This window comes from Arthrobacter sp. D1-17, from assembly GCF_054130535.1.
Map to the genome: position 1 here is coordinate 2,519,625 of NZ_CP096382.1, position 25,681 is coordinate 2,545,305.

General features: G+C 65.2%; 22 protein-coding genes and 1 pseudogene. 6 read left to right on the top strand and 17 right to left on the bottom strand.

All coding sequences use genetic code 11. The annotated features are described in order from the left end of the window. The first annotated feature begins 10 nt into the window (after window positions 1–10). The 4 genes from M1E01_RS11775 (at window position 11) to M1E01_RS11790 (ending at window position 5,569) form a co-directional block, all read left to right on the top strand. Complete coding sequence (locus tag M1E01_RS11775; RefSeq protein ID WP_457974947.1) at window positions 11–1,129, top strand: threonine aldolase family protein; 1,119 nt, start codon at window positions 11–13, stop codon at window positions 1,127–1,129. Window positions 1,130–1,196: 67 nt separating this feature from the next. Next, the gene (locus M1E01_RS11780) at window positions 1,197–1,853 is read left to right on the top strand and encodes a DUF3000 domain-containing protein (RefSeq protein ID WP_457974948.1); all 657 of its coding nucleotides are present in this window, start codon (window positions 1,197–1,199) and stop codon (window positions 1,851–1,853) included. Window positions 1,854–1,910: 57 nt separating this feature from the next. Then, complete coding sequence (locus tag M1E01_RS11785) at window positions 1,911–3,233, top strand: HRDC domain-containing protein (RefSeq protein ID WP_457971778.1); 1,323 nt, start codon at window positions 1,911–1,913, stop codon at window positions 3,231–3,233. Window positions 3,234–3,415: 182 nt separating this feature from the next. Further along, a complete protein-coding gene (locus M1E01_RS11790; RefSeq protein WP_457971779.1) occupies window positions 3,416–5,569 on the top strand; it encodes a 3-hydroxyacyl-CoA dehydrogenase NAD-binding domain-containing protein in 2,154 nt (717 codons plus the stop codon). Window positions 5,570–5,646: 77 nt separating this feature from the next. Here M1E01_RS11790 and M1E01_RS11795 read toward each other — a convergent pair. The 3 genes and pseudogenes from M1E01_RS11795 to M1E01_RS11805 form a co-directional block, all read right to left on the bottom strand. After that, window positions 5,647–5,968 (bottom strand): annotated as a pseudogene (locus M1E01_RS11795) (HNH endonuclease); the annotation flags it as partial. Between the two features lie 72 nt (window positions 5,969–6,040). Next, a complete protein-coding gene (locus M1E01_RS11800; protein ID WP_457971780.1) occupies window positions 6,041–6,832 on the bottom strand; it encodes a TIM barrel protein in 792 nt (263 codons plus the stop codon). After that, complete coding sequence (locus tag M1E01_RS11805) at window positions 6,829–7,971, bottom strand: Gfo/Idh/MocA family oxidoreductase (RefSeq protein WP_457971781.1); 1,143 nt, start codon at window positions 7,969–7,971, stop codon at window positions 6,829–6,831. The genes M1E01_RS11800 and M1E01_RS11805 overlap by 4 nt, the downstream gene beginning before the upstream one ends. A gap of 122 nt (window positions 7,972–8,093) precedes the next feature. On the opposite strand from M1E01_RS11805, the gene M1E01_RS11810 reads away from it, so the two are divergent. Then, window positions 8,094–9,095: a LacI family DNA-binding transcriptional regulator gene (locus tag M1E01_RS11810; RefSeq protein ID WP_457971782.1), complete on the top strand. Its 1,002-nt coding sequence runs from the start codon at window positions 8,094–8,096 to the stop codon at window positions 9,093–9,095. A gap of 12 nt (window positions 9,096–9,107) precedes the next feature. On the opposite strand, the gene M1E01_RS11815 is transcribed toward M1E01_RS11810, so the two are convergent. The 3 genes from M1E01_RS11815 to M1E01_RS11825 are packed head-to-tail and all read right to left on the bottom strand — an operon-like array spanning window position 9,108 to window position 12,293. Next, entirely contained in the window at window positions 9,108–10,676 is a 1,569-nt protein-coding gene (locus M1E01_RS11815) for an ABC transporter ATP-binding protein (RefSeq protein WP_457971783.1), read from the bottom strand. Next, on the bottom strand, window positions 10,673–11,431 hold the full coding sequence (locus tag M1E01_RS11820; protein ID WP_457971784.1) for an energy-coupling factor transporter transmembrane component T family protein: 759 nt from the start codon (window positions 11,429–11,431) through the stop codon (window positions 10,673–10,675). Before M1E01_RS11820 ends, M1E01_RS11815 begins: the two co-directional genes overlap by 4 nt. 25 nt (window positions 11,432–11,456) lie before the next feature. Beyond that, on the bottom strand, window positions 11,457–12,293 hold the full coding sequence (locus M1E01_RS11825) for an ECF transporter S component (RefSeq protein WP_457971785.1): 837 nt from the start codon (window positions 12,291–12,293) through the stop codon (window positions 11,457–11,459). 236 nt (window positions 12,294–12,529) lie between these two features. Here M1E01_RS11825 and M1E01_RS11830 point away from each other — a divergent pair, with 236 nt between their 5' ends. Beyond that, entirely contained in the window at window positions 12,530–12,802 is a 273-nt protein-coding gene (locus M1E01_RS11830) for a cupin domain-containing protein (protein ID WP_457971786.1), read from the top strand. On the opposite strand, the gene M1E01_RS11835 is transcribed toward M1E01_RS11830, so the two are convergent. From M1E01_RS11835 to M1E01_RS11885, 11 genes are all read right to left on the bottom strand, one after another. After that, on the bottom strand, window positions 12,788–13,120 hold the full coding sequence (locus M1E01_RS11835) for a DMT family transporter (RefSeq protein ID WP_457971788.1): 333 nt from the start codon (window positions 13,118–13,120) through the stop codon (window positions 12,788–12,790). The genes M1E01_RS11830 and M1E01_RS11835 overlap by 15 nt on opposite strands. Next, on the bottom strand, window positions 13,117–13,464 hold the full coding sequence (locus M1E01_RS11840) for a DMT family transporter (protein ID WP_457971789.1): 348 nt from the start codon (window positions 13,462–13,464) through the stop codon (window positions 13,117–13,119). Before M1E01_RS11840 ends, M1E01_RS11835 begins: the two co-directional genes overlap by 4 nt. After that, on the bottom strand, window positions 13,458–13,997 hold the full coding sequence (locus M1E01_RS11845; RefSeq protein ID WP_457971790.1) for a TetR/AcrR family transcriptional regulator: 540 nt from the start codon (window positions 13,995–13,997) through the stop codon (window positions 13,458–13,460). Before M1E01_RS11845 ends, M1E01_RS11840 begins: the two co-directional genes overlap by 7 nt. 90 nt (window positions 13,998–14,087) lie before the next feature. Further along, window positions 14,088–15,209, bottom strand: coding sequence for a nucleoside hydrolase (locus M1E01_RS11850; RefSeq protein WP_457971791.1), 1,122 nt, complete (start codon window positions 15,207–15,209; stop codon window positions 14,088–14,090). Further along, window positions 15,209–16,186: an aldo/keto reductase gene (locus M1E01_RS11855; RefSeq protein ID WP_457971792.1), complete on the bottom strand. Its 978-nt coding sequence runs from the start codon at window positions 16,184–16,186 to the stop codon at window positions 15,209–15,211. Before M1E01_RS11855 ends, M1E01_RS11850 begins: the two co-directional genes overlap by 1 nt. Window positions 16,187–16,273: 87 nt before the next feature. Then, complete coding sequence (locus tag M1E01_RS11860; protein WP_457971793.1) at window positions 16,274–16,492, bottom strand: helix-hairpin-helix domain-containing protein; 219 nt, start codon at window positions 16,490–16,492, stop codon at window positions 16,274–16,276. An 81-nt stretch (window positions 16,493–16,573) separates the two neighbouring features. Beyond that, window positions 16,574–17,134: a hypothetical protein gene (locus M1E01_RS11865; protein ID WP_457971794.1), complete on the bottom strand. Its 561-nt coding sequence runs from the start codon at window positions 17,132–17,134 to the stop codon at window positions 16,574–16,576. Between the two features lie 55 nt (window positions 17,135–17,189). After that, entirely contained in the window at window positions 17,190–19,163 is a 1,974-nt protein-coding gene (gene dxs / locus M1E01_RS11870) for a 1-deoxy-D-xylulose-5-phosphate synthase (protein WP_457974949.1), read from the bottom strand. Between the two features lie 156 nt (window positions 19,164–19,319). Beyond that, window positions 19,320–22,145, bottom strand: a complete 2,826-nt coding sequence (locus M1E01_RS11875; RefSeq protein ID WP_457971795.1) for an aconitate hydratase — start codon at window positions 22,143–22,145, stop codon at window positions 19,320–19,322. Between the two features lie 151 nt (window positions 22,146–22,296). Beyond that, window positions 22,297–23,664, bottom strand: coding sequence for a class I SAM-dependent RNA methyltransferase (locus tag M1E01_RS11880; RefSeq protein WP_457971796.1), 1,368 nt, complete (start codon window positions 23,662–23,664; stop codon window positions 22,297–22,299). Beyond that, a complete protein-coding gene (locus M1E01_RS11885; RefSeq protein WP_457971797.1) occupies window positions 23,661–25,637 on the bottom strand; it encodes an APC family permease in 1,977 nt (658 codons plus the stop codon). The genes M1E01_RS11880 and M1E01_RS11885 overlap by 4 nt, the downstream gene beginning before the upstream one ends. Between the last annotated feature and the right edge of the window lie 44 nt (window positions 25,638–25,681).

Sequence of the window (25,681 nt, forward strand, 5' to 3'; positions counted from 1 at the left end):
GACCAAAGCGATGACAACCACTATTGAGGCGTCCGGCGCCATGTCCCGGCTCCACGACCCGTCCGTCCGGGGCTTCGCCTCGGACAACTACTCCGGCGTGCATCCCGAAGTGCTGGCCGCTCTGGCGGCCGCCAATGAAGGCCACCAGGTGTCCTACGGCGAGGACGACTACACCGCCCGGCTGCAGGATTTGATGGAGCAGCACTTCGGCGAGGGCATCCAGTGTTTCCCCGTCTTCAACGGGACCGGCGCCAACGTGCTGTCGCTGCAGTCCCTGCTGCCGCGCTGGGGTGCGGTGGTCTGCGCGTCGACAGCGCACATCAATATGGATGAGAACGGCGCGCCGGAGCGCATTGGCGGCATCAAGCTGCTGCAGGTGCCCACCCCGGACGGCAAGCTGACTCCCGAACTGATTGACCGCGAGGCCTGGGGCTGGGGGGACGAGCACCGCGCCCAGCCGCTTGCCGTTTCCATTACCCAGACCACGGAACTCGGAACCTGCTATACGCCGGAAGAAGTGCGCGCGATTGCCCGGCATGTCCATGCCAAGGGCATGAAGCTGCACATGGACGGCGCCCGGCTGGCGAACGCTGCCGCGCACCTTGGCGTTCCATTGCGGGCATTCACGCGCGACGCCGGCGTGGACATTCTGTCCTTCGGCGGCACCAAGAACGGGCTGCTGTTCGGTGAAGTGGTGGTGGCGCTGAACCCGGAGGCCGCCCACGGCCTCCTGTTCCTGCGCAAGATGAACATGCAGCTGGCGTCGAAGATGCGCTTCATGTCCGCCCAGTTCATTGCGCTGCTCGAGGGCGACCTGTGGCTGCGCTCGGCCGCGCACGCCAACGCCATGGCTGCCAGGCTGAGGCAGGCGGTGGACGGGATCGACGGCGTGGTTCCTACGCAGAAAACCGAGTCGAATGGCGTTTTTGCCATCCTGCCGGCGGGTGTGGCTGACAGGCTCCGCACGTCCTTCCGGTTTTATGACTGGAACGAAGCCCTCGGTGAGGTCCGCTGGATGTGCTCCTTCGACACCAGCGAGGAAGACGTGGATGCCTTCGCGGAAGCCATCCGGCGGGAGATGTCCGCGCACACTGCTTCCCCCGAGCCCGATGAGACGGGCAGGGAATGACTGTTCACGATCGCGCTTCCGCCCGGCGTGCCTGCCGGACGGCGCGGCCCCTGTTGCGTAGCCTGCGATTGTGAACGCACTTGCCCAGGTTCCCGCGGATTTTCTCTACGCTTTGGGAACACTCCGGAAAGCACGATGCCGCGGCGAACTGCGCCTGGATGAGATCCCGGCACCCTCCCGGCTCGCGCCGTTCGCCGTTGCCCTCGGCGCGGAGGTCATCGCCTCCGCAACCCGGAACAGCGAATCTTTTGCTGTCCATGGACCTGCGGCGATGGCCCTGGCACGCTCCTCCGCTGCCAGCGACGACGACGGCGATGAACTCGCCACCGGCAGGTTCATCCTGCTGCACGACCCCGATGGCTCGGCCGTCTGGGACGGTGAATTCCGGATTGTGACGTATATCCGGGCACAGCTTGATGCCGAGATGGGCAACGACGAAATGCTCGGTTCCGTCGCCTGGACCTGGCTCGTGGAAGCCCTCGAGACGCACCATGCGCCCTACCGGGCCGCCGGAGGAACAGCCACCCGTGTGCTCTCGGAAAGCTTCGGCACACTGTCTGACCGGCCGGGCTCGATCGACATTGAACTCCGCGCTTCATGGACCCCGGCAAGCCCGGACGTGCAGGCGCATCTGGAGGCCTGGTCCGATATGGTGTGCACGTTCGCAGGACTGCCGCCGCTGCCTGACGGCGTCTCCGCACTGCCCCGCAGGCGCAGGAACTAGCCCTTCCGGGTGCGGCGACTCCGGTGTGCAGCGTGCTGCCGGTAAACTAGGGGCATCATGACCCCGCAAAATCCGGAAAACACCACAGCCGGCGCTCCGGCTGCTGAAACCGCACCCCACATCTCCGTAGAGGGCTTTGACAGCCACGTCCCCGTGGTCATTGACCTCGATGCCCCCCGCGACGGCGTGCCCCTGGTCATTGAAACCCAGTCCGGGCTGGAGCGCTGCGCGGCAGCCATCGCCGCCGGAACGGGTCCAGCGGGAGTGGACGCGGAACGCGCGTCTGGTTTCCGGTACGGCCAGCGGGCTTTCCTGGTGCAGATCCGCCGCGAGGGCTCGGGCACGTGGCTCATCGATCCGGAACCTTTTGAGGACCTGAAGATCATCAACGACGCGCTGCGGGGCGTCGAATGGATTCTGCACGCTGCGAGCCAGGACCTCCCCTGCCTCTCCGAAATTGGCATGTGGCCGGACAAACTCTTCGACACGGAACTGGCCGCGCGTCTGGCAGGATTGCCTCGCGTGGGGCTCGCGGCGGTCATCGAGCAACTCCTCGGTTTTGGCCTGGCGAAGGAGCATTCAGCCGCCGACTGGTCCACGCGGCCGCTGCCCGAACCCTGGCTCCGCTACGCCGCCCTCGATGTGGAAGTCCTCACCGAGCTGCGTGAGGAACTCATTGAGCTGCTCGAAGCGGACGGCAAACTCGAATTCGCGGAGCAGGAATTTGCGGCCATCCTCGCGGCCGGCCTGGCGCCGCCGCGCGTCGATCCCTGGCGTAAGACTTCGGGGTTACATCAGATCCGGGACCGGCGCCAGCTGGCCGCAGTCCGGGAGATGTGGCTGGAACGCGACGCCCTGGCCCAGAAACGCGACGTAGCGCCCGGCCGGCTCATTCCTGATTCCGCCCTGGTAGCAGCCGCGAAGGCGATGCCAACGACGGTCCCGCAGCTCCTGGGCACCAAAGGATTCCATGGACGGGCGGCCCAGCGCGAGGCTCCCCGCTGGCTCCGGTGCATTGCTGCTGCAAGGGCACTCGAAGACCTCCCGCCGCTGCACCTTCCCACGAACGCGCCTCCGCCGCCCCGCGTGTGGGCGGACCGGGACCTGCCCGCCGCGGAGAGGCTTTCCACTGCACGCCCCCTGCTGCAGGCGAAGGCCGAGGAGCTGAACCTGCCCCTCGAGAACCTGCTGACGCCCGACTACCTGCGCCGGATCGCATGGCGTCCGCCTGCCGAAATTGATGCAGGGTCCGTGGCCGAGGAGCTTCGCGGGCTCGGTGCCAGACCCTGGCAGGTGGACATCGTGGCGCCGCTGATCACTGAAGCCTTCCTCAATCCCCAGCCCCTGCCGCCGAAGGAATCCAGGGAACCGAACGCCTGATCGCTCTCGATGCACCTCCAGCCAGCGGCCACACCGGCGCTGGTTGCAGGGCAAGTTACTCACGGGTAACGTGGGGCTCACTGACGACCGGACCCTGATCATCTGGACAGGGCCGGCACTAAGTGTCTCAATGAGGAGCAGCACGTGAGCCAGCCAGCCGCAACCCCTGCAGGAGTACCAGCATGAGCGCCGCCGAATTCAGCAAGCTTGCCGAGCTGTTCCCCGACGAGACCGTTACGCACTCCTACGTGCAGGATGTGCAACTGCCCACGGTGGGCGGATCAGTCGGAGGCACGTTTGCGCTCCTCACGCTCGATAACGGCCTCGACCCGTCCAAACCCACCACCCTGGGACCCAATACCCTGATGGAACTCGGTGCGGTGCTGGAAGGACTCCGGCAACGCGCGGCTGACGGAGAAATCGTTGGGGTCGGCGTCACGGGCAAGCCCAACTTCCTGGTGGCGGGAGCCGACCTGTCGGCCGTCAAAAGGCTCAACCGCCGCGAGCACGGCTTGTGGATGGCGCAGCTGGGACACGAGGTTTACGGCACGCTCGGGAACCTCGGTGTTCCCAGCTTCGCATTCATCAACGGCGTGGCGCTGGGCGGCGGGCTGGAAATAGCCTTGCAGTCCACCTACCGCACCGTCTCCTCAGCTGCCGGCGCGCTGGCACTTCCGGAAGCCCTTCTCGGTCTGGTCCCCGGATGGGGCGGGGTCTACCTGCTGCCGAGGCTCATCGGGCCGGAGAACGCGGTGCGGGTGATGGTCGAGAACCCGCTCAGCAACAACCGGACGCTCTCAGGCCCGGAAGCGTACGAGGTCGGCATTGCCGATGCGCTGTTTGAGCCGGCCGGCTTCCTCGAGGAGTCGCTGTCGTGGGCCGCCAAGGTCATCGCCGGCGAAGTCACACCGGGCCGGCAGAACGCGGTCGACCCTTCTGACCCGGACGTGGCAGCGCGCTGGGCCCGTGCGGTGTCCGGCGGACGCGCCTTCGTGGAAACCAAGACCTCCAACGCAGCGCCGGCCCCTGCCCGGGTGCTGGACATTATGGAGGCAAACCGGACGATGTCCCGGACCGAATCCGCAGCCCTCGAGTGTGAAACGCTGGCCGGGCTCATGCAGACTAATGAGTTCCGCGCCACGGTCTATGCGTTCCTGGACCTCGTGCAGAAACGCTCCAAGCGACCTGCCGGAGCGCCGGATCGCGCGCTTGCCCGCCCTGTGACCAAGGTCGGCGTGGTGGGTGCCGGCCTAATGGCCAGCCAGCTCGCCCTCCTGTTCGCACGCCAGCTCAAGGTACCGGTCGTCATGACCGATATTGATCAGAGCCGCGTTGACAAGGGCGTGGGCTACGTCCATGCGGAAGTGGAGAAGCTGCTGGGCAAGAAGAAGATCAGCCAGGAAGCGGCGGACCGCACAAAGGCCCTTGTGACCGGTTCTGTGTCCAAGGACGGGTTCGGCGATGCCGACTTCGTCATCGAGGCGGTCTTTGAGGAATTGAACGTCAAGAAGCAGGTGTTCGCGGACCTGGAGGCCGTGGTCTCCCCCGACTGCATCCTGGCCACGAACACGTCGTCGCTGTCGGTTACGGCCATGGCGGCCGGCCTCCAGCACCCGGAGCGGTTGGTCGGCTTCCACTTCTTTAACCCGGTGGCGGTTATGCCGCTCGTGGAGATTGTGAGGGCACGCAGAACCGACGACGCTGTGCTGGCGACCGCCTTTGAGCTGGCCAAGGCTCTAAAGAAATCCGCAGTCCTAATAAAGGACGCCCCGGCGTTCGTAGTCAACCGCGTCCTTCTGCGGCTGATGGGCGAAGTGATTGCTGCCTTCGACGAGGGCACGCCCGCTGAGGTCGCGGACAACGCCCTGCGCCCGATGGGTCTGCCGATGACCCCGTTTACACTGGCGGCCATGGTGGGACTGCCTGTGGCGCAGCACGTGCAGGAGTCGCTGCACGAGGCCTTCGGTGAACGGTTCCGGGTGTCGCGGAACCTGCAGAAGCTGATTGAGAACGGGGTGAAGTCTTTCTGGGCCCCGGCTGCCGGCGGCGGCCAGGAGATTCCGCAGTCAACACTGGCCCTGCTGTCCTTCGGTTCCTCGCCGTCCACTGGCGAGGAGGTTCTCCGGCGGATTCAGGACGCACTCGCCGAGGAGATCGGCCTGATGCTCGACGAAGGTGTGGTGGCCGGGCCCGAGGACATCGATCTGTGCATGATCCTGGGCGCGGGCTGGCCGCTGTTCCTCGGCGGCATTACCCCGTACCTGGACCGAGTGGGAGCGTCTGAGCGGGTCAACGGCAAGCGGTTCCTTCCACCGGGAGTGGCCTCCCGGGCCTGAGGCAGGTCCCCACGATATGACCCCGGGAGTTACGTCATGGACTCCTGCCCCGGACGCAGGCTCACCCACCGCCCGGCCACCAGCAGCGTGGCCCGCCACTCATTGAGCTCACCGCTCTGCAGGGCAGCGAGGGTGTGCGGCATCTCCGTCACCAGGGCTTTAGCCAGGCCCGGCAGCCGGCCGCCGCGGTTCGGCGACTCCCGCCGCGCCAACGCCACCTGCACCCCCAGGCCCTTGCCCAGCTCATCCTTCAGTATCCCGGATTCAGCCTGAGCGTCGCGCTGCTGCACATCAAACGCCACCGGAACCCGTGCCTGCAGCGCAGCCGGCGCCGACTTCAAGTCCTCCAAATCCCGCAAACTGATCAATCAAAGCGGCACTGTCAGCGCACGGACCCATCCCCGCGAGACGCGCGGTCAAGTCCACTGCAAACTTCAGTTGAGAGCCGCGGGCTCCGGATCCGTCAGCCGGTCAGACCTCAAAGGCCGAACGGAATGCAGCGAGGGCGGCGTCCCCTGCTTCCATCCCTGGCCCGCCGAGGGCCCCGGCCTCCAGACCCACAACACCTTCGTACCCTGTCTGCGCGAGGGCCGAAGCAACGGCTCGGTAATTAACCTCACCTGTTCCGGGTTCGAACCGGCCTGGAACGTCAGCCACCTGCACCTCGCCGATGCTGGGAAGGGCTGCCCGGACCAGCTCAATCAGGTTCCCCTCCCCAATCTGCGCGTGGTAGAGATCCAGCATCATCTTCACGTTCGGGTGGTTGACTGCCGCGACAAGGGCCAACGTGTCCTTGGCCCGTGCCAGCGGTATCCCCGGATGATCCCTGATGGTGTTCAGATTTTCGAGGGCGAAGGTCACGCCGTGCTTTTCGCCCAAAACCGCAAGGCGCTCGAGGGTGCGCAGGCCGGTCAGCCACATTTGGCCAGTGGCACGGTGTACCGGCCGGACTGCTACTCCGCCCTCACCGAGCTCGGCCGGGTGGACCACCATGCGCTCGACTCCAAGCTCCAGAGCAGTCGGAATGAGCTTCTCGGCGGACGCGACCACTTCATCGGCGCTCCCGGGATCGATGAGGCTGCCGCCGAAGTAGCCGCTCATCGACGAGAAGCGTGCCCCGGTGGCGGCAAGTGCAGCAGTATCGCGGCCCCGGGTGTCCCAGAGTTCCACTTCGAAGCCCTGGTCATGGATTCTGCGGACACGGTCGATCAGCGGCAGCGCGCCGTAGACCATTTCAGCGCAGACCGCCAGACGGAAACTCATGCCATGTCTCCTGCCAGCTGCCGTTCAGATTGCGCCGCCCCCAGTTCAGGCTCGGCAGCCCGCAGTTGGGCGATTGTGGCTACGTCTACGGCCAGACCTGTTTCGGCTGACTCTGCCGCTGCCAACGCAACAGCGAGGGCGTTGCGGGCATCCGTCCAACCCGGGCCCGATGTTACGGAAGCGCCGGCACCGTCACGGCGTGCAATGACGGTGTCTGCGAACTGGGCCACTTCCGCTGTGTAGGCGTCGTGGAAGAGATCCACGTTCAGCCGTACAGTGGCTGAGCTGATCCCGGCTTCGGTGTAGCTCACCGCTCCCGAGGTTTGGGGGCCGCCCGCGGTCACCATGCCCGCCGAGCCGAATACTTCCCCGCGCACGTCATAGCCGTACAGCGCGTTGAAGTTTGCCTCGGCAACGGCGATGGCGCCGTTGCTGTAGGTCACGGTCACAACAGCTGTATCGAGAAGTCCGCCAGCCTTCGCTGCCGGCGCCACAAGGGCGTCAGCGACAGCATGCACGCGGACCGGAACAGCACCGGGATTGAGCCAGTTGAGCGTGTCAAAGTCATGAATCAGCGTTTCCAGGAAGATGGTGCGCGGCGGGATGCGTTCAGGGTTGGCAATGCCGGCTGCTGTTCCGGGGTCGCGGGTCAGCGACCGAAGCAGCTGGGGAACCCCCACCACGCCGTCGTCGATCAGTTTCCGTGCAGCGGCAAAGTCCGTCGCAAAGCGCCGGTTGAAGCCGAACTGCACGATGACCCCGGCGTTCTCGGCTGCCTCCATCGCCCCGTCCAGCTCCTCGACGGTTCGTCCTCCGGGCTTTTCACAGAAGACGTCCTTTCCAGCGCGTGCAGCCGCCGCGATCAGTTCCGAGTGAAAACGTGCGGGCGCAGCGATCAGCACGGCATCGACGTCGGGATCTGAGAGTACGTCGGCGGGGTCAGTGCTGATTTTGGCGACTCCCAGCCGCCCGGCCAGGGCTTCTACGGCAGGCAGCGCGGGATCGGCAATGGCTTCCAGGCGCGCATTGGGGATACGGCGGGCGACGGACTCCGCATGGAAGCCGCCGATCCAGCCCGCGCCGATCAAAGCAATGCGGGCTGGCCGGTCAGCGCTGACCGGATGCTGAAGGTAAGTCATGGTTCTCCCGGGTTGGCAGTGGTGTCGGAAAAGTAGCTAGATCGTTCTAGTCCCTTCATGGTGGCAGTTAATCCGCCGTCTGTCTAGATCGTTCTATAGACTGATCCGGATAAAGGAGGAACATGCCCGAACAGCAACGCCGGCCCACCATGGTGGACGTGGCCCAAGCGGCCGGCGTTTCCCGCGCCCTGGTCTCCATCGTCATGCGGGGAGCCCCGGGTGCGTCGGAGCCCACCAGGCAAAAAGTCCTGGAGGCAGCACGCACGCTCGGCTACCGGCCCGACAGCCGGGCCCGCCTGCTGCGCAGCAGCCGCACCAGGCTCCTGGGGGTGAGCTTCTTCAGCGCCGAGGCCTTCCATGCCGAAATCGTGGACGCCGCCTATGCGGAGGCAGCCGCGTGCGGATACGAGATCGCCTTGAGTGCGGTGGGCAGCGGCCGCCCGGAGGCGCGGGCCATCGAATCGCTCCTGGATTTCGGTTCGGAGGCGCTGATCATGGTTTCCCCCACACTCAGCGAAAGGGAGCTGGCCGGGTATGCCAGCAACGTTCCGGTGGTCAGCCTCCTGCGGAATGACGTGGGCGACCGCGTGGACTCAATCAGCAGCGACGACAGTGCCGGGATCAGGTTGGGGGTGGAGCACCTGGCCGGCCTCGGGCACCGCAACATCGTCCATGTCGACGGCGGTGCGGCCGTTTCCGCCAGCCAACGCCGCGATGCTTTCCGGGCTGAAATGGAGCGGCACGGCCTGGAGGCCAGGATTGTCCCCGGGGGACCCACGGAAGAGGACGGACTGAACGCCTTCCGGTCCCTGCGCGGCAATCTTCCCTCCGCAGTTCTTGCCTTTAACGACCGCTCCGCACTCGGCGTGATTGAGGGCCTTCGTGCCGAGGGGCTAAAGGTACCCGATGACATCTCAGTGCTCGGCTACGACGACAGCCAGTTCGCCCGGCTGAGCTACGTGCAGCTGTCTTCCGTCAGCCAGGATGCGCCATTACTCGCAGCGACCGCCGTGAACCAGGCAGTCGAGCGGATCGAGAAACCACAGGGACCCGCGCACATCGTCAGAACACCCCACTTGGTGGTGCGGGCGTCCACTGCAGCTCCCCGCTGGGTCGGCACCTAACCGTCCAGATACTTAGCTGTCCCTATGCCTGGCTCCATAAAGCCTGCCATTTCTGAGCTCGACGGTCCTGTCCGCGTGGGCATGGGCGAATGCCAGGTCGTGGGTCACCATCACCACGGCGGCACCCCTGTCCACTGCTTGGGCAATCACGGCAGCGAGCCTGTCCAGGCCATGAGCATCAAGCGCCACGGTGGGCTCGTCGAGTGCCAGCACCGCCGGTTCCCGTGCGAGAACGGTGGCCAACGCCAGCAGGCGCTGAGCTGAGCTGGACAGCTCGTAGGGATGGGCCCCGGGCGAACGCTCAAGCCCTACCGCCGTCAGGGCTTCAGCTGCCTTCGCCTGCGCCTGCTTGCCGTACAGCCGGTCAAGCCCAAACAGCACCTCCCGCTGCACTGTCCGCTCGAACAGCTGGTGCTGGGGATGCTGGAACATGAGACCGAGCCGTGCGGCGACGATACCCGTTGGAACACCTGTGATCGGTTCACCGCCCACGCGTACTTCCCCCTGCGCCGGCCTCAGCAAGCCGTTGCAGAGCCGGAGCAGTGTGGATTTCCCTGCACCGTTCCGGCCAGTCACCGCGAGGATTTCGCCTGGACGGACGCTGAGATCAACCTTCTGGAGCAACAGCCTGCCAGCCGAATTTGTGCCGTCGAAGCCAAAGGACACGCCGTCCAGTTCCAAGGCCGCGGCAAGAGCCGCAGGAGCGGGGGCATCCCCGGAGGTAGCCACCATCCGGGGTTCCGCCTTGGAGCACACCCGTCCGGCAGGGCCGGGGAGAACAATCCCGAAACCGGCAAGGGAAGCACCGGCCAGCAGCCGGTCCGGAGGCCCTGCGGCGGCGAGCCTCCCTCCGTCCAGGACCAGCCACTGCGCCGCCTGCCGGATCAGCGGGTCGGCCTGCTGGCTCAAGACGACGACGGCGGTCCCCCTTGCCAGCACATCGGCTACCAGTTCCGTGACGGCTAGGGAGCCCGTGGAATCAAGGGAGGCCAGGGGTTCGTCGAGGACCAGGACTGCGGGATTTGTGACGACGGCACACCCGACGGCCAGACGCCGCAGTTCTCCGCCGGATAGCGTCGCCGGGTCCCGTTCGAGCAGTGCGGTGAGACCTGTTCGCATGGCGGTGTCAGCCACGAGCTGCATCATGTGCGCCCTGGGCACTCCCAGGTTTTCCAGGCCGAAAGCCAGCTCTTCAGCAACTGTGCTCCGCACCCCTGAAAGCATGGCTGCGGGGTCCTGCGGGACGTAGCCCACGTGTTCGGCCCAGGCGGCTGGATCGATCCGCGGGTCACTGTCGTCACCGGCAAAGGTCAGTGGCCCGCCGTCGTCATGAATACTGCTGCCGCCATCCAGATGCAGGGTACCCGTCAGCTTGCCGTCACGTCCGGAAGCCAGCCAAGCTGCCAGCAACCGTCCCAACGTTGATTTACCGCTTCCAGAACCACCAAGGACGGCCGTCAGTGACCCCGGGGCAGCAACGAGTTCAACACCTTGCACCGCCGGGAAGGAATCGCCATGGAATGTGAAGGATTCAATGCATGCCCGCAGTGTCGTTGCCCCGGCTGCAAGCTGCCCGTTCATGCCGACTCCCCTGCCGGGTATGAGGCCACAAGCCGCAGGACAACCGCAGCGACCGCAAGCAGGAGGACACTCCAGCGGAAGATGCGCTGAGCTGCCGAATCCTGGACTTCCCGATAGCTGCTCCGCGGCCCGGGCCGCCGGAAGCCCCGGGCATCAAGCGCTTGCGCCCGGGTGCCGGCCTCGTGGACAAGACCCAGCACCAGCGGGAACATTTGCAGCCGGAGTGCGTGCAGGCGGCTCCGGAAACTTTTGTCGATCACCAGCCCGCGGGACTCCTGCGCCTGGCGCACAGTCTGGAGCCGCACCGCAATGATAGGGGCCACCATGAGGGTGGAGGCCAGCACGTAGCCGAACTGCGGCGGCACACGGAGTGTTGTCAGCGCCGCCACCAGGTCCGGAACCCGGACGCTGAACGAGAACAGCATCAGCACTAACACGAAGGAGGAGGTGCGCAGCCCCATATCGAGAGCAAACCCCAGCCCTTCGATTGTCACCCTGGCCGGCCCAAAGGCGGCAAGAACGGTGTGCCCCTCCGGGAAAAACAGGCCGTGCATCAGCAACAGCGAAAGCCAGAAGGGCACCAAAATAGCCCCGCCGGCCAGGATGACGCGGCGGGCGGTGCCGGTCAGAGCCGCCAGCACTATGGCGCCGGCAGCGACGGTGAGGGACACGGGCCACCACGAGGCCGCCGTCGTCATAACCAGGACTGCGGCTGCCGCGGCCAGCAGGGTGAGGGGGTTGAATCGCGGCGCCACGTTTGTTGGCGGTGTTTCTGGAGCTTTAGGCGTTTTTCCCGACAACATTTTTCCCGGCGGGGCTCTTGCCGGCCAGAACGTTGAAGCGCCGCACAAACGGGAACTGGAACGAGGTGCGGCGCGGCAGCGCGTAGACGAGCATGGCGGCGATGGCGAACACGATCGCCTTGTCCATCGGGTCGGAGATCAGGGCCTGTTTGGTGATGGCGGCCAGCAGGGTGTCACCCATGGCGCGGAAGGCGCTGACAATGGCACCGGTGCCGGCGCCGGAGGTCCCGCCAAAAACAAATGCAGCTATGGGGGCCGAGACCACGCCGGCCAGGATTCCGGTGACAAAACCGGCCACGGGCGCGAGGTAGAAACGGCGGAACAGGCCGTAGCGGGCGGCGGTTCCCGCGAGGAAGCCGATCAGCGCGGAACCGGCTGCGAAGGGAAGGACCGTGGGGTTGATTAAGGACCAAACAATGCTGCTGAGGGCTCCGGTGGCCGCTCCGGCCGCGGGGCCGGCGAGTACTGCGATCAGGACTGTGCCGATGGCGTCGAAGTAGAAAGGCAGGCCGCTGGTACCCATGAGCTGTCCGAGCACGATGTTCAGTACCAGGGCGACCGGCATGAGGACCACGGTGGACGTCGGAAGCGTCGGCAGCACCCCGGCGATCAGCAAGGCTGCCCCGAGCAGGAAGCCGCCCAGGGCCACCAGTGCGGAGACGCTGCTGAGCCCGCCGGTGATGTCGGTGGGCTGGGTAATTACCAGGTAGATAAAGGTGGCCGCGATCGCGGCGGCGCCCAGAATTTCGAGCAGCCGGCGCTTGCGGGCCGACTGCTGTCCAGGGGTCGGGAGGGTGAGGGAAGGCTGAGACATGATGGGTCCTTTGGCTGATGACGGCGGTTCCGCCCTGTGGCGTGATCATCCGCGTACGCAAAACAGGGCGCCTATGTCACCTCGACGCGGCTACCATCCTACCGAGCTGCGGGCGCGCCCTGCTACTGCGGGAACTTCGCTTAGGCCATGGCCGGGGTGGCCACCCAGACCGTCCGGGTGGCGCTGGGTACCAGCTCCAAATCGCCGGCGAGTCGCTCCGGTAGCAGGCCTTCAAGATGGTGCTCACCGGCGATGCCCGCGGGGAAGAGCCCGACCCGCGCGTTCATGAGCGCTATGAATGGCTTTACATCCTCAATGGACGACTGCGTCTGGTGCTGGGCTACAAGGACTTTGACCTTCGCCCGGGCGAAGCCGTGGAATTCGACACCCACACGCCGCACTGGTTCGCCAGCGCTGATGGCAAACCCGTCGAGTTTCTTAGCCTGTTTGGACAGCAGGGCGAGTGGATGCACGTACGCGCCAGGCCCGGACGCTCAGAGTTGCGTTGAGTGGGCTGCGCCGAGTTCGATGAGCAGCACGCCGACCATGATGAGGCCCAGGCCAAGGATCATGACGGGAGTGAGGGGTTCCTTAAAGACAATCCTGCTTCCGACGGCTGTCAGGGCTACACCCACGGCAGCCCAGATGCCGTAGGCGACTCCGAGGCTCATTCCCTGGGCCAGGGTCAGGGTGAGAAAGGTGAACGCCAGCAGGTAGCCGGCTCCCACCGCCACGTACCAGCTCTTCTTTCCCTCAGATGCGAGGCGAAGGGATAAGGTGCCGGCGACTTCGGTAAGGATCGCCCCGGTCAAGAACAGCCACATCATCCGGCGGTCTGCTCTTTCACTGGCGCCCTGTGGGATCCGACCTCAACGCACAGTACTCCGCCGATGACCAATGCGATTCCCACGAGCATCAGCAGGGTCAGTGGCTCACCGAAAAGCACGGCGGCGAGCAGCGCGGTCAGGGCGACACCCATGGCGGCCCAGATGCCGTAGGCCACGCCCAAGGCCAGACCCCGGCGCAGCACCCTGCCCAGGAGACCAAAGGCAGTCACATAGCCGGCACCCACAACGGCGAAAAGAGCGGGATTCTCCAGCGCGGCCTTTAGGGTCAGGGAAGCAATCACCTCGCTGGCGATAGCACCGGCCAGCAGTAGCCATTTCACCATGGTCGGTCCTCCAGTAGTTGCTCGATGATGGCACGGATGCCGGCTTTCAGTTCAGGAGCGGGAGGGAAGACGTCAGTGGCGGCCGCGAACCAGGCACCCTCCGCAAGCAGCCGGGCCGCGGTCAGGGACGAACGCTGGTCCAGCGGCAGGTCGGGCGGAACCTCAACCCACACAGCCATGCGTTCCATCCATCGGGCCAGCAAGGGCTGACGCAGCCGGGGGTCGGAAAGCATCACCAGATCCGCTTCGCCGAAATCCCCTGTCAGGCACCATTCCACATAGGTACGCAAGCGCAGCCCTGCAGGCGCGTCCGCGACCGGTCTGCCGAGACGACGGGACAGCTCCGCATGCCAGTCCCCCGCAACCCGGTCCACCAGCGCCAGCATAAGCGCTTCCTTGCTGCGGAAATGATGCATCACTCCGGGCTTGCTCAGCCCCACATGCCGGGCGGCTGACTCCAAGGAAACCGTGCCGCCGGAGCCGATGAGTTCCAGTGCGCCGCTGAGTATCACGTCTCTCGTGTCCGTCGCCATAAGACCAGAGTACCAACCAACCGGAAGGTTGGTGGACACGGCGCAACAGACGCCCGCCGGGCACCCTGTTCCAATCCCTTGTGAAGCGGACTAGCTGGTGGCGGCGGAGCGTGGGGCGACCGTTCTGGCCAGGGCACCCACAGAGGAGATCAGCTCATCAAGGCACTGCTCCGGGTCATTCCAGGTTACGATCCGGGCGTTGGGCGGCTCGTTCCAGATACCGCGGAAGTCAGCCACCGTGGTGCCGATCAGGCGAGGAGAAGCGGTTTCGACGTGGACGGTCGCTGCGCGCGTCCGGAACGGAGTGCGACCGATGGCGGCAGCGGCCGCGAAGGCGTCGTGCATGTGCGCGATGTAGCCCTGGTCGTAGAGCCGGTGGAATTCCAGGTAGAAGCGGATGGCGTCTGACAGGCAGGCCACCAGCCGGTTGTCTGAAACACTGCGCTGTCCTTCACGCTGCTCAGGCAGCACGAGTTCCGGCTCACGTGCCCCGGCGGCCTCCCCCAGCTTCTGCAGGTGTTCGGGCCGCAGCTCGATCCGCTCGGTGGTTTCAAGGGCGCAGACAACCGGCAGCCGGTCCTCGGGCAAGCCGTTGTAGGCCGTGAAGACTTCCTGGGCGGCATGCGGATCAACGGACACGTTCCACTCCGCCGTGGGTGTGGTGTTGCCCTGGTAGTTGAAACAGCCGCCCATGATCACCAGGCCCTTGAGCAGCGTTGGCAGCTCAGGCTCGCGTCGCAGGGCCAGGGCAAAGTTGGTCAGTGGGCCGGTGATGAGGCCAGTGATCTGACCGGGATGGGCGCGGACAGTGTCCACCCAGACATCAACGGCATGCCGCGGTGAAATTTGCTGCACTGGAGGCGGAAGCACTGCGTAGCCGATCCCCTGCGGCCCGTGGGTCTCCTCCGTGGTGACAAGTGGAATCTCGAGCGGCGCTTCGGCGCCAACGGCTACTTCCACTCCGGTTTTGCCGCAGAGTTCCAGCAGTGCCAGATTGTTCAGCGCCACCTGCCGGGCTCCCACATTTCCGGCTGTGCAGGTGATGGCCTCGAGCCGGACCTCCGGCCGGGACAGCAGGTAGACCAGCGCCAGCGCGTCGTCGATCCCGGTATCAACATCCACGAGGACGGAGTGCGACGGGACAGAGGAAGTCTGGTCAGACTGCGTCGGGGCAGAATGAGGCAGACCAGCGCCCACCAAACGTGTGTCCATTAAAAAAGGGCAACCTTGGGTGTCCGCGGGAAGATCCGGTCCAGCTCTTCCAGCTCGGCCTTGTCCGGGACCCAGGCCACCGCTTCCGCGTTCTGCCGGACCTGTTCTGGCCGGGTGGCTCCGGCGATAACGCTGCTGACAGAGGGCTGCGCCGCCAGCCAGGAGAAGGCAACCTGAACCTCAGTGAGCCCCCGCTCTGCGGCAAAGGCGCTGAACTGCTTCAGCTGCTGCCAGTCGGCCTCGTCCACCAGGTGCGTCCGGGTATGGCTCAGCCGCGTGCCTTCGGGCGCCTGGTGCGGGGCGTATTTTCCCGTTAGGAGGCCGTTCGCCAGGGGGAAATAGGGCAGCACCCCGATTCCGTAGGCTTCAGCGGCAGGAGTGACCTCCAGCTCGGCGCGGCGGTCCAGGAGGTTGTAGTGGTTTTGGGCAGAAATGAACCGCGCCCCGCCCCTGGCCCGGGCTACGTATTCGGCTTCAGCAATCTGCCAGCCGGCCCGGTTGGAGTGGCCGATATACCGGACCTTGCCGCTGGTCACCAGATTATCCAGAGCGTCCAGTGTCTCTTCGATCGGCGTCAGCGGATCCGGCGTGTGGAACTGGTACAGGTCGATCCAGTCAGTCCCCAACCGCCGGAGTGATGCCTCCGCAGCACGGATGATGTAGCTACGGGATCCCCGGGCACCGTAATCTTTGCCGTTGGTGCCGCGCATGTCCAACCCAAATTTCGTGGCGACCACGGCATCGGCCCGCCTGCTGCCGAGCGCCTTTCCGAGCATCGTTTCGCTCAGGCCGGGTTCCCGGCCGTACGAGTCCGCCACGTCAAAGAGAGTGACCCCGGCGTCGAGGGCGGCATGGACGACGGCGTCTGTCCCCTCTTGCGACTCGGTCACCGTGCTCGCCCGGCCGAGATTGTTGCAGCCAAGTCCCACAACGGAGACGGTCAGTCCGGATTTTCCCAGCCTGCGGTATTCAGTCATGAAAACACCCTACAACGGCAGGGATGGAGGCCCGGTCGTGGCTGGGTCCGGCCGTTGTCAGGCGAGAAGCCCGAAGCAAGGTTCGGTTCAGCTGCCGGAAAACGATAGGCCGTGCTCATCGAGGGCATCCTGCAGTTGTGCCAGCGTTTTCGGACTCATGCCCGGAAGTTGCGTTACCTGCCGATGCCCCAGCTGCGCGAGCTGTTCGAGGGTCTCCACGCCGGCGTGGGCCAGCATTCTACGGGTGGGCGAGGCTATGCCCCGCGGCAGTGGTGTCCTGCCAGGTTGTGCTGGTTTCTGCGGCATGCGGTCTGCCTTCCTCTGGGGAGCGTAGGACTGGCATTACAGGATGAACCGTTAGGGAGCCATGACAAGGGAAAGGCACCGTTAGAGGGTGAAGACAGTCCCCGGCTTCGGTGAGTGCTTGAGCTTGAGTGCCATGGGATCTGTGTAGGGAGCAGCGCCGATACTCAGCTTGGTGAAGTCCAGGTCCTCGCCGCGGATGCAGACCTTAATGGCGTTCACGGCTTTGTTGACATCCGGGCACAGGCAGAAAATGTTGAGCTTGGAGTCGCTGAATTCCGAGCGCTCCACCGTGCCGAGGCCGCGCCATGCCAAGTGGCTGATCAGCGCATCCTTTGCTTTTTCCTCCAGGTACCTGTCCCGGCTGGTGCCTTCCCGGGTTTTCAGGGCGTACTGGGCGACCACCCAGAACTGTTCCTCCTCCGGAATCTCCGCATATCCATCCTCCTCGCACTGCGCAGAGAACGCATCGAGCAAACGGTCGGCGGCTTCGGCGTCGGCAACGTCTGTTTCCTCGGTCTTGCTCTGGTGGCCCACTGCCCCATGGTTCATGACGAACTGGTTGTAGTCCTCGTCGAACCAGGCCTCCCGAAAGTGAAGAGTCCCTTCTTCATCGCGCCTGTAAACCCGAATAATGCCGCTCATGCCAGTCCTTAGGTGGATCGCCGCGGTCTGAGCCGCCTAACAGTGGAAAATGTGCCTACAGTTTCGGCAGGCTGCCCGTGGTGGGGTGTTCCTGTCCGGGAAGGGGACGCGCAAACGGCACCTTGGTGCCCAAAACCTGGGCGACGACGTCGTGGGTGATCTGCTGTGCCGTGAGACCAACACGTTCGAGCACTTGGCTACGGGTTCCGTGGTCCAGGAACTCCACTGGCAGGCCCACTTCATTCAAGGCGGTATCAACGCCGGCAGCGCGCATCTCCTGGCGGATCCTGGATCCCACCCCTCCTGCGCGGACCCCGTCCTCGATGCAGATCACCAGTCGGTGCCTTGCGGCGAGAGCGATGATGGACTTCCGGACCGGAAGCACCCATCGCGGATCCACCACGGTGGAGCTGATGCCCTGTGCTCCAAGCCGGTTCGAGACGTTGAGGGCGAGCTCGGACATGGCGCCGACGCTGACGATGAGGACGTCGTTTTCGGTGGAACCGGACGGGCGCCGGGCGAGCACGTCGACACCGTCGCCCAGCCTCTCGACTGCCTCGATTTCTGCCCCGACTGTGCCTTTGGAGTAGCGGAGCACGCTGGGGGCATCCTTGATGGCCACTGCTTCGCGCAGTTCCTCGCGCAGCCGTGTGGCGTCTCGCGGTGCAGCCAGGTGCAGCCCGGGCACGATCTGGACCATCGCCATGTCCCACATGCCGTGGTGGCTGGCGCCGTCGGGACCCGTGACACCGGCACGGTCAAGCACGATGGTGACGCCGGCCTTGTGCAGGGCCACGTCCATGAGCAGCTGGTCAAAAGCGCGGTTGAGGAAGGTGGCATAGACGGCGACGACGGGGTGGAGCCCGCCGAAGGCCATCCCGGCAGCTGAGGTGAGGGCGTGCTGCTCGGCGATGCCGACGTCGAAGACGCGCTCCGGGTGCCTGGCGGCGAATTTGTGCAGCCCCACAGGGATGAGCATCGCTCCGGTGATTCCGACAATGTCGTTGCGCTCATCCGCGATGTCTGCAATCTCGTCTCCGAAGACCGACGTCCAGGATTTGGCTCCGCCGGCCTCGGTGGGCTCGCCGGTTTCAGGGTCGATGATGCCCACGGCGTGGAACTGGTCCGCTTCGTGGGCCCGCGCCGGCGCATAACCGTGGCCCTTCTCCGTTATGGCGTGCACAATGACGGGGCCGGCGTAGTTCTTCGCGGTGGACAAGGCGTGTTCCATCGCGTGGAGGTTGTGACCGTCCACGGGGCCGATGTACTTCATGCCAAGGTCTTCAAACATGCCCTGGGGAGCCCACCAGTCCTTGATGCCCTTTTTCGTGGCGTGCAGGCTCTTGTAGGTGAACTGGCCAAGGGGGCCGCCGCTCTGGAGCTTTTTCTTCCACCAGTCGAGGGCTACCTCATAGGCGGGCGCGGTGCGGAGGGAGTCAATGGTGGGGCGCAGGGACGCGAGGTAGTCGGCGAAACCGCCCACCGTCGGAGCGTAGGAGCGCCCGTTGTCGTTAACCACAATAACGACGCGGCGCTTCTTGTCCGCCGCGATGTTGTTGATGGCTTCCCACGCCATGCCGCCGGTCAGCGCGCCGTCTCCGACAATCGCGACGACGTAGCGGTCGCCTTCACCGGTCAGCTGGCGGGCGCGGGAAATGCCGTCGGCCCATGAGAGGGAGGACGAGGCGTGGGAGCTTTCGACGATGTCGTGCTCGGACTCGGCACGGTCGGGGTAGCCAGAGAGCCCGCCCTGCTGGCGGAGGGTGCTGAAATCCTTGCGCCCGGTAAGGAGCTTGTGCACATATGACTGGTGGCCGGTATCAAAGACGATGCTGTCGCGGGGGGAATCGAAGATCCGGTGCACCGCCATGGTCAGCTCAACGACGCCGAGGTTGGGACCGAGGTGTCCGCCCGTCTGGGAGACGTTGTCGATGAGGAATTCCCTGATGTCGGCGGCCAGTTGCGTCAGCTGCACCTGGGACAGCTTGCTCAGGTCCTGCGGATTCCGAATGGTCTCCAAGATTCCCAACGGCCTCTCCTTCAGGGTGGTAGACATGCCTTTTAACTCTAACGCCTTCGAACCCCTCCACTAGCCCCGCACCAATGCACGAGGCCCCGGCCGGTCAAACGACCGGCCGGGGCCTCTCAGCGTACTGCGCACCGGGTCAGGCCCGGCAGGACCCCGCTAGTTCGCGGAGATCTGGCGGAGTACGTACTGCAGGATGCCGCCGTTGCGGTAGTAGTCCGCTTCACCCGGGGTGTCGATACGGAGCACTGCGTCGAACGACGTGGTGGAGCCGTCCTCTGCGGTTGCCGTGACCTTGAGGGTCTTTGGGGTGGTGCCTTCGTTCAGGGCGGTGACGCCCTCAACAGCGAAGGTTTCCGTGCCCGTCAGACCCAGCGTCGCAGCGGATTCGCCGGCCGGGAACTGCAGCGGCAGGACGCCCATGCCGATGAGGTTGGAGCGGTGGATGCGCTCGTAGCTCTCGGCGATGACGGCCTTGACTCCCAGCAGGGCGGTGCCCTTGGCAGCCCAGTCACGGGATGAGCCGGAGCCGTACTCCTTGCCTGCCAGGACCACCAGCGGGGTGCCGGCAGCCTGGTAGTTCTGGGCGGCGTCGTAGACGTAGGCCTGCGGGCCGTCGGCCTGGGTGAAGTCGCGGGTGAAGCCGCCCTCCACGCCGTCCAGGAGCTGGTTCTTGATGCGGATATTCGCGAACGTGCCGCGGATCATGACTTCGTGGTTGCCACGGCGCGAACCGTAGGAGTTGAAGTCTTTCCGCTCCACGCCGTTGGCCAGCAGGTACTGCCCCGCCGGGGTGTCCGACTTGAAGGAACCGGCCGGGGAGATGTGGTCGGTGGTGACGGAATCGCCGAGCTTGAGCAGCACGCGGGCGCCTGTGATGTCCTGGACCGGCTCCGGCTGGGCCTTCATGCCCTCGAAGTACGGGGGCTTCCGGACGTACGTGGACTTCTCATCCCAGGCGAAGGTGTCGCCGGCCGGGGTGTCGAGCGCCTTCCAGCGGTCGTCACCTTCAAAGACGCCTTCGTAGCCCCTGGTGAACATTTCCTTGTCGATGGAGGAGTCGATGACTTCCTGCACCTCGACCGGGTTCGGCCAGATGTCCTTCAGGAAGACGTCGTTGCCCGCCTCGTCCTTGCCCAGCGGGTCGGTCTCGAAGTCAAAGTCCATGGAACCGGCCAGGGCGTAGGCGATGACCAGCGGCGGGGAAGCCAGGTAGTTCATCTTGACGTCCGGGTTGATGCGGCCTTCGAAGTTGCGGTTGCCCGAAAGGACGGCGCTGACAGCGAGGTCGTTGGCCTGGATGGCCTCGGAGATTTCGGCTTCCAGCGGACCGGAGTTGCCGATGCAGGTGGCGCAGCCGTAGCCCACGATGTAGAAGCCCAGCTTCTCCAGGTACGGGGTGAGGCCCGACTTCTCGTAGTAGTCGGTCACGACCTTGGACCCGGGGGCGACAGAAGTCTTCACCCACGGCTTCGCAGTGAGCCCCTTGTTGACGGCATTGCGGGCCAGCACGGCGGCAGCAAGCATGACAGAGGGGTTGGACGTGTTGGTGCATGACGTGATCGAGGCGATCGTGACAGCACCGTGGTCCAGGTCAAACTCGCGGCCGTCTTCCATTTTCACAGCGACGGGGCTGGAAATCCGGCCCTCGGCGCCGTGCGCGGCGGAGTACTTCGGCGGAACGCGGTCCGTGTCCGTCACGTGGGTGCCGCCGGTGTTGAACGAGGGCGGATCGGAGGCGGGGAAGGATTCCTCCAGCGACTCGTCCAGCGTGCCGGCATCGGCGTCGTGCGCGACGTAGTTCTTGAGGTCGTGGCGGAACTCGTCCTTGGCCTCGGTGAGCTCGATGCGGTCTTGCGGACGCTTCGGGCCGGCGATGGACGGAACCACGGTGGACAGGTCCAGCTCGAGGTACTCCGAGAAGCGCAATTCCCGGGAGGGGTCGTGCCAGAGGCCCTGCTCCTTGGCGTAGGCCTCGACCAGGGCTACGTTCTCGTCCGGGCGGCCGGTGAGGCGCAGGTAGTCGAGGGTGACGTCGTCGATCGGGAACATGGCGGCCGTCGAGCCGAACTCCGGGCTCATGTTGCCGATGGTCGCACGGTTGGCCAGCGGCACTGCGGCAACGCCTTCACCGTAGAATTCCACGAACTTGCCCACCACGCCGTGCTTGCGCAGCATCTCGGTGATGGTCAGCACCACGTCGGTGGCCGTGGCTCCGGCAGGGATGCTGCCGCTGAGCTTGAAGCCGACAACGCGCGGGATCAGCATGGAGACCGGCTGGCCCAGCATGGCCGCTTCGGCTTCGATGCCGCCGACGCCCCAGCCGAGCACGCCCATGCCATTGACCATCGTGGTGTGCGAGTCGGTACCGACACAGGTGTCGGGGTAGGCGCGCAGGGCGCCATTGATTTCGCGGGTCATGACCGTGCGGGCCAGGTACTCGATGTTGACCTGGTGCACGATGCCGGTTCCGGGCGGAACAACCTTGAAGTCGTCGAACGCCGTCTGGCCCCAGCGCAGGAACTGGTAGCGCTCACCATTGCGCTGGTATTCGATCTCCATGTTGCGCTCCAGCGCGCCGGAGTTTCCGAAGACGTCGATCTGCACGGAGTGGTCAATGACCATCTCGGCGGGGGCCAGCGGGTTCACCCTCTTCGGATCGCCCCCCAGCTCCTTGACGGCCTCGCGCATGGTGGCGAGGTCTACCACACAGGGCACACCCGTGAAGTCCTGCATGATTACGCGTGCAGGCGTGAACTGGATTTCAGTGTCGGGCTGGGCATTCGGATCCCACCCTGCCAAGGCGCGAACGTGATCGGCAGTGATGTTCGCGCCGTCCTCGGTCCTCAACAGGTTTTCAAGCAATACCTTGAGGCTGAACGGAAGGGATTCTGACCCTTCAACGGAGTTCAACCGGAAAATTTCGTATTCGGTTCCGGCTACATTAAGTTTGCCTTTTGAACCGAAGCTGTCCACAGTGCTCATCGCAGGACTCCTCTCGCAACAGTTTCATCTTTGTCGCGCGGTAGACCGCTTGCTAGTTAGGGCAGCCTAATTAGTGCTGGACTGGTCAAATTGCATGGTCAACCGGAAAGCCGGGGCGCGACGCGGGACTACGAGCCCCATAGTAGTGGCATCAACCGCGGGGCGTCAGCAGAGCTACCGTTTCCAAATGATGCGTATGCGGGTACAGGTCGAAGGCCCTGAGCTGCGCGATCCCCCAGCCGCCCTGCCGGAAGTAGCCGATATCACGGGCGAACGACGCCGGGTCGCAGGAGACATAGGCGATGGCGCGCGGGCTTGCCGCCATCAGCTGGTTCACCACTGCCTTGCCGGCACCGGCTCGCGGCGGGTCCAGCACGAGGGCATCGAAGTTTCGCGGCCGCTGGCGCAGAATCCGCTCAACGCGTCCCTGCACGATTTCCACCTGCGCCGCTCCGTGCAGGTTTTTCCGCGCGTCCCTGCTGGCGCCCGGCGCACCTTCCACCGAAAGTACGGATCCGGTAACACCGACCGCGTCCGCCAGCGGGGCGGTGAACAGCCCGGCGCCGGCGTACAGGTCAGCCACGGCGGCGCCCGGCTCGAGGAAACCGCCGTCGTGCAGGAATTCCCTCACGGCACCCACGAGAGTTTCCGGGGCGGCCCGGTGGATCTGCCAGAACCCGGCGCCGGTCACGCGGTAGTCATGTCCGACGGCGGTTTCCTGCACCCACGTCCGGCCCCGCAGCTGCAGTGTCTCGTCCTTCAGGGGGTCGTGGCTGGCCACCGAGACATCGGCGGGAAGCTGCCCGAGGATCGACGTGAGACGTTTGACACTGGTGCCCGGAGCAGGCGCGAGCAGCACGAGGGGGCGGGAACCGTTGGCGGGCGCCGCGACCTCCACCCTCTCAATGCCCTGCAGGTCGACGTCCCACAGACGGAGATCGTTGATGCCCGCCACAGCTAGCGGCATTTCCCGGACCGGCACGATGTGGTCTGAACGGTGGGCATGCATGGCCAGCTTGCCTCCGGTGGTCACCGCAAAGCTGGCCCTGGTGCGCCACCCAAGGCCGTCGGCGCCGTCGGACGTTCCTCCGTTTCCGGCGCTGGCGCCGCCCACCGCCTCCACTGCGGTGGGCAGTTCGACGTCGGCGAGCCGTTTGAGCTGTTCGGCCAGCACCTCGGACTTGAGGCTCCGTTGCCGTGGCAGGGAAATGTGCCCCAGCTCGGCGCCGCCGACAGGCGGCCGCCCGTGGCGCCAGGAGGTGAGCGAATCTGCGACCCTCCAGAAGTGCTGCACACGGTCGGGTGAGGGTTCCAGGACCTCCACGACGTCGGCACGCCAGAACTTGGCCGACTCCTCCGCGTCGGTCAGGCGCACCCGCACCTTCTCACCGGGAATGCCATGGCGCACGAAGACCACGCGGCCCTCGTGCCGTGCCACGCAGTGCCCGCCGTGGGCTACGGGGCCGACGGCGACCACCAGTTCTTCGCCGGCGGAGGAGGTCTGGGGTTCGGGGTTCATTGGATGTCCTGCAGTTTCTTTGCTTCTTCGGATGATTTGAGCTGCCAGGGAACGCTTGCCACCATGACGCCGGGTTCGAAGTGGAGCCGGGTCTTGATGCGCAGCGCCGTCTGGTTGTGGACGAGCTGTTCCCACCACTTGCCCACCACGTATTCCGGTATGTACACGACGATCAGGTCCCGCGGTGAGTCCCTGCGCATGTTCTTGATGTAGTCCATGATGGGAGTGACGGTCTCACGGTAGGGGCTGGCCAGGACCGTGAGGGGCACGGGGATGTCCAGCTTTTCCCAGTCGGCAAGGGTGTGGGCTGTTTCCTCCGCATTGATGTCCACGGTGATCGCATCCAGTCTGGAGGGACGGGAGGCGCGCGCGTAGGCCAGGGCGCGGAGCACGGGCTTGCGTACATGCGAAACCAGCAGCACGGCATGGACCCGGGTGGGCAGGGCGCGTGGCGAGGAGTCCTCGTCCACAGCGAGTTCCCGGGCTACGTTGTCGTAGTGCGCGTGGATGCTCCACATGATGAGGTACAGGACAAACATTGCCAGCAGCGCGATCCAGGCGCCCTGCTCAAACTTGGTCACGAGCACGATCACCAGAACCAGCGCCGTCATGCCGAAGCCGATCATGTTGATGGTCCGGGACTTGATGATCCGGAGGCGGACCGTCTTGTCCTTGGCCAGTTTCAGCTCGCGGCCCCAGTGCCTGACCATACCCAGCTGGCTGGCGGTGAACGAGATGAAGACACCCACGATGTACAGCTGAATGAGCTTGGTCACGTCTGCGTTGAACGCCAGAATGAGCACCAGCGCGCCGGCGGCCAAGGCAAGAACGCCGTTGCTGAAAGCCAGCCGGTCGCCGCGGGTGCGGAGCTGGCGGGGCAGGTAACCGTCCTGGGCGAGGATGGATCCCAGCACAGGGAAACCGTTGAATGCCGTATTGGCGGCGAATACCAGGATCAGGCCCGTCGCTGCGACGATGACATAAAACGGGATGGATCCGGGCCCGAAAACGGTCTGGGCGATCTGGCTGATGGCGGGGCTTTGAATGTATCCCTCGGGCAGCGGCTGTCCGTTCAGCAGGAATTCGGTGGCCGGATCCAGCACGATGTGGACCTTGGTCGCATTGGCAAGGTAGATGACGCCGGCCAGCATGGACGACCCGATGATTCCGAGCAGCAGCAGCGTCGTCGCGGCGTTCTTGCTCTTCGGCTTCTGGAAATTGGGTACGCCGTTGCTGATGGCCTCCACGCCGGTGAGCGCGGCCGCCCCCGAGGAAAATGCCCGCAGCAGCAGGAAGGCTCCCGCGAGACCCACCAGCCCTTCATCGAAGCCGGGGGCCGGAACGATGGTGAACGCGGCCGACGGAGCCTGGCCCAGCTGACCTGTCAGCCCCTGGAAAAGACCGACCGCCGTCATGCCCAGGATCGACGCCATGAATATATACGCAGGCGCGGCAAAGACCCTTCCCGCTTCCTTGATGCCGCGCAGGTTCACAAGGGCAAGAATCACCACCCCGAGCGTGGCGAGCATCACCTGCTGGCCATGAAGGGAGGGAACGGCCGTGGTGAGGTAGGTGGCCGCGGAGGAGATCGAGACGGCCACGGTCAGCACGTAGTCGACGAGCAGGGCTGATGCCACGGTCAAGCCTGCTCGCTTGCCCAGATTCACGTTGGCGATCTCGTAATCGCCGCCGCCGGACGGGTAGGCGTGGACATTCTGGCGGTAGGAGGCGACCACCGTCAGCAGCACCACCATGACAGCGAGTCCCACAAGCGGGGAGAATGCCACCGCGCTGACGCCGGCCAATGCCAGCGTCAGGAGGATCTCATCGGGGGCGTAGGCGACGGATGACAACGCGTCTGAAGCGTAGACGGGAAGCGCGATCCTCTTTGGCAGCAGCGTGTGAGCCATCCGGTCGCTCCGGAAGGGCCTGCCCACCAGCACCCGCTTCACGGCATTCAGTATTGTCAGCACCAGACAAAGTTAGTCTGATTCAGGCGCGATGTCATGGCGGTGAT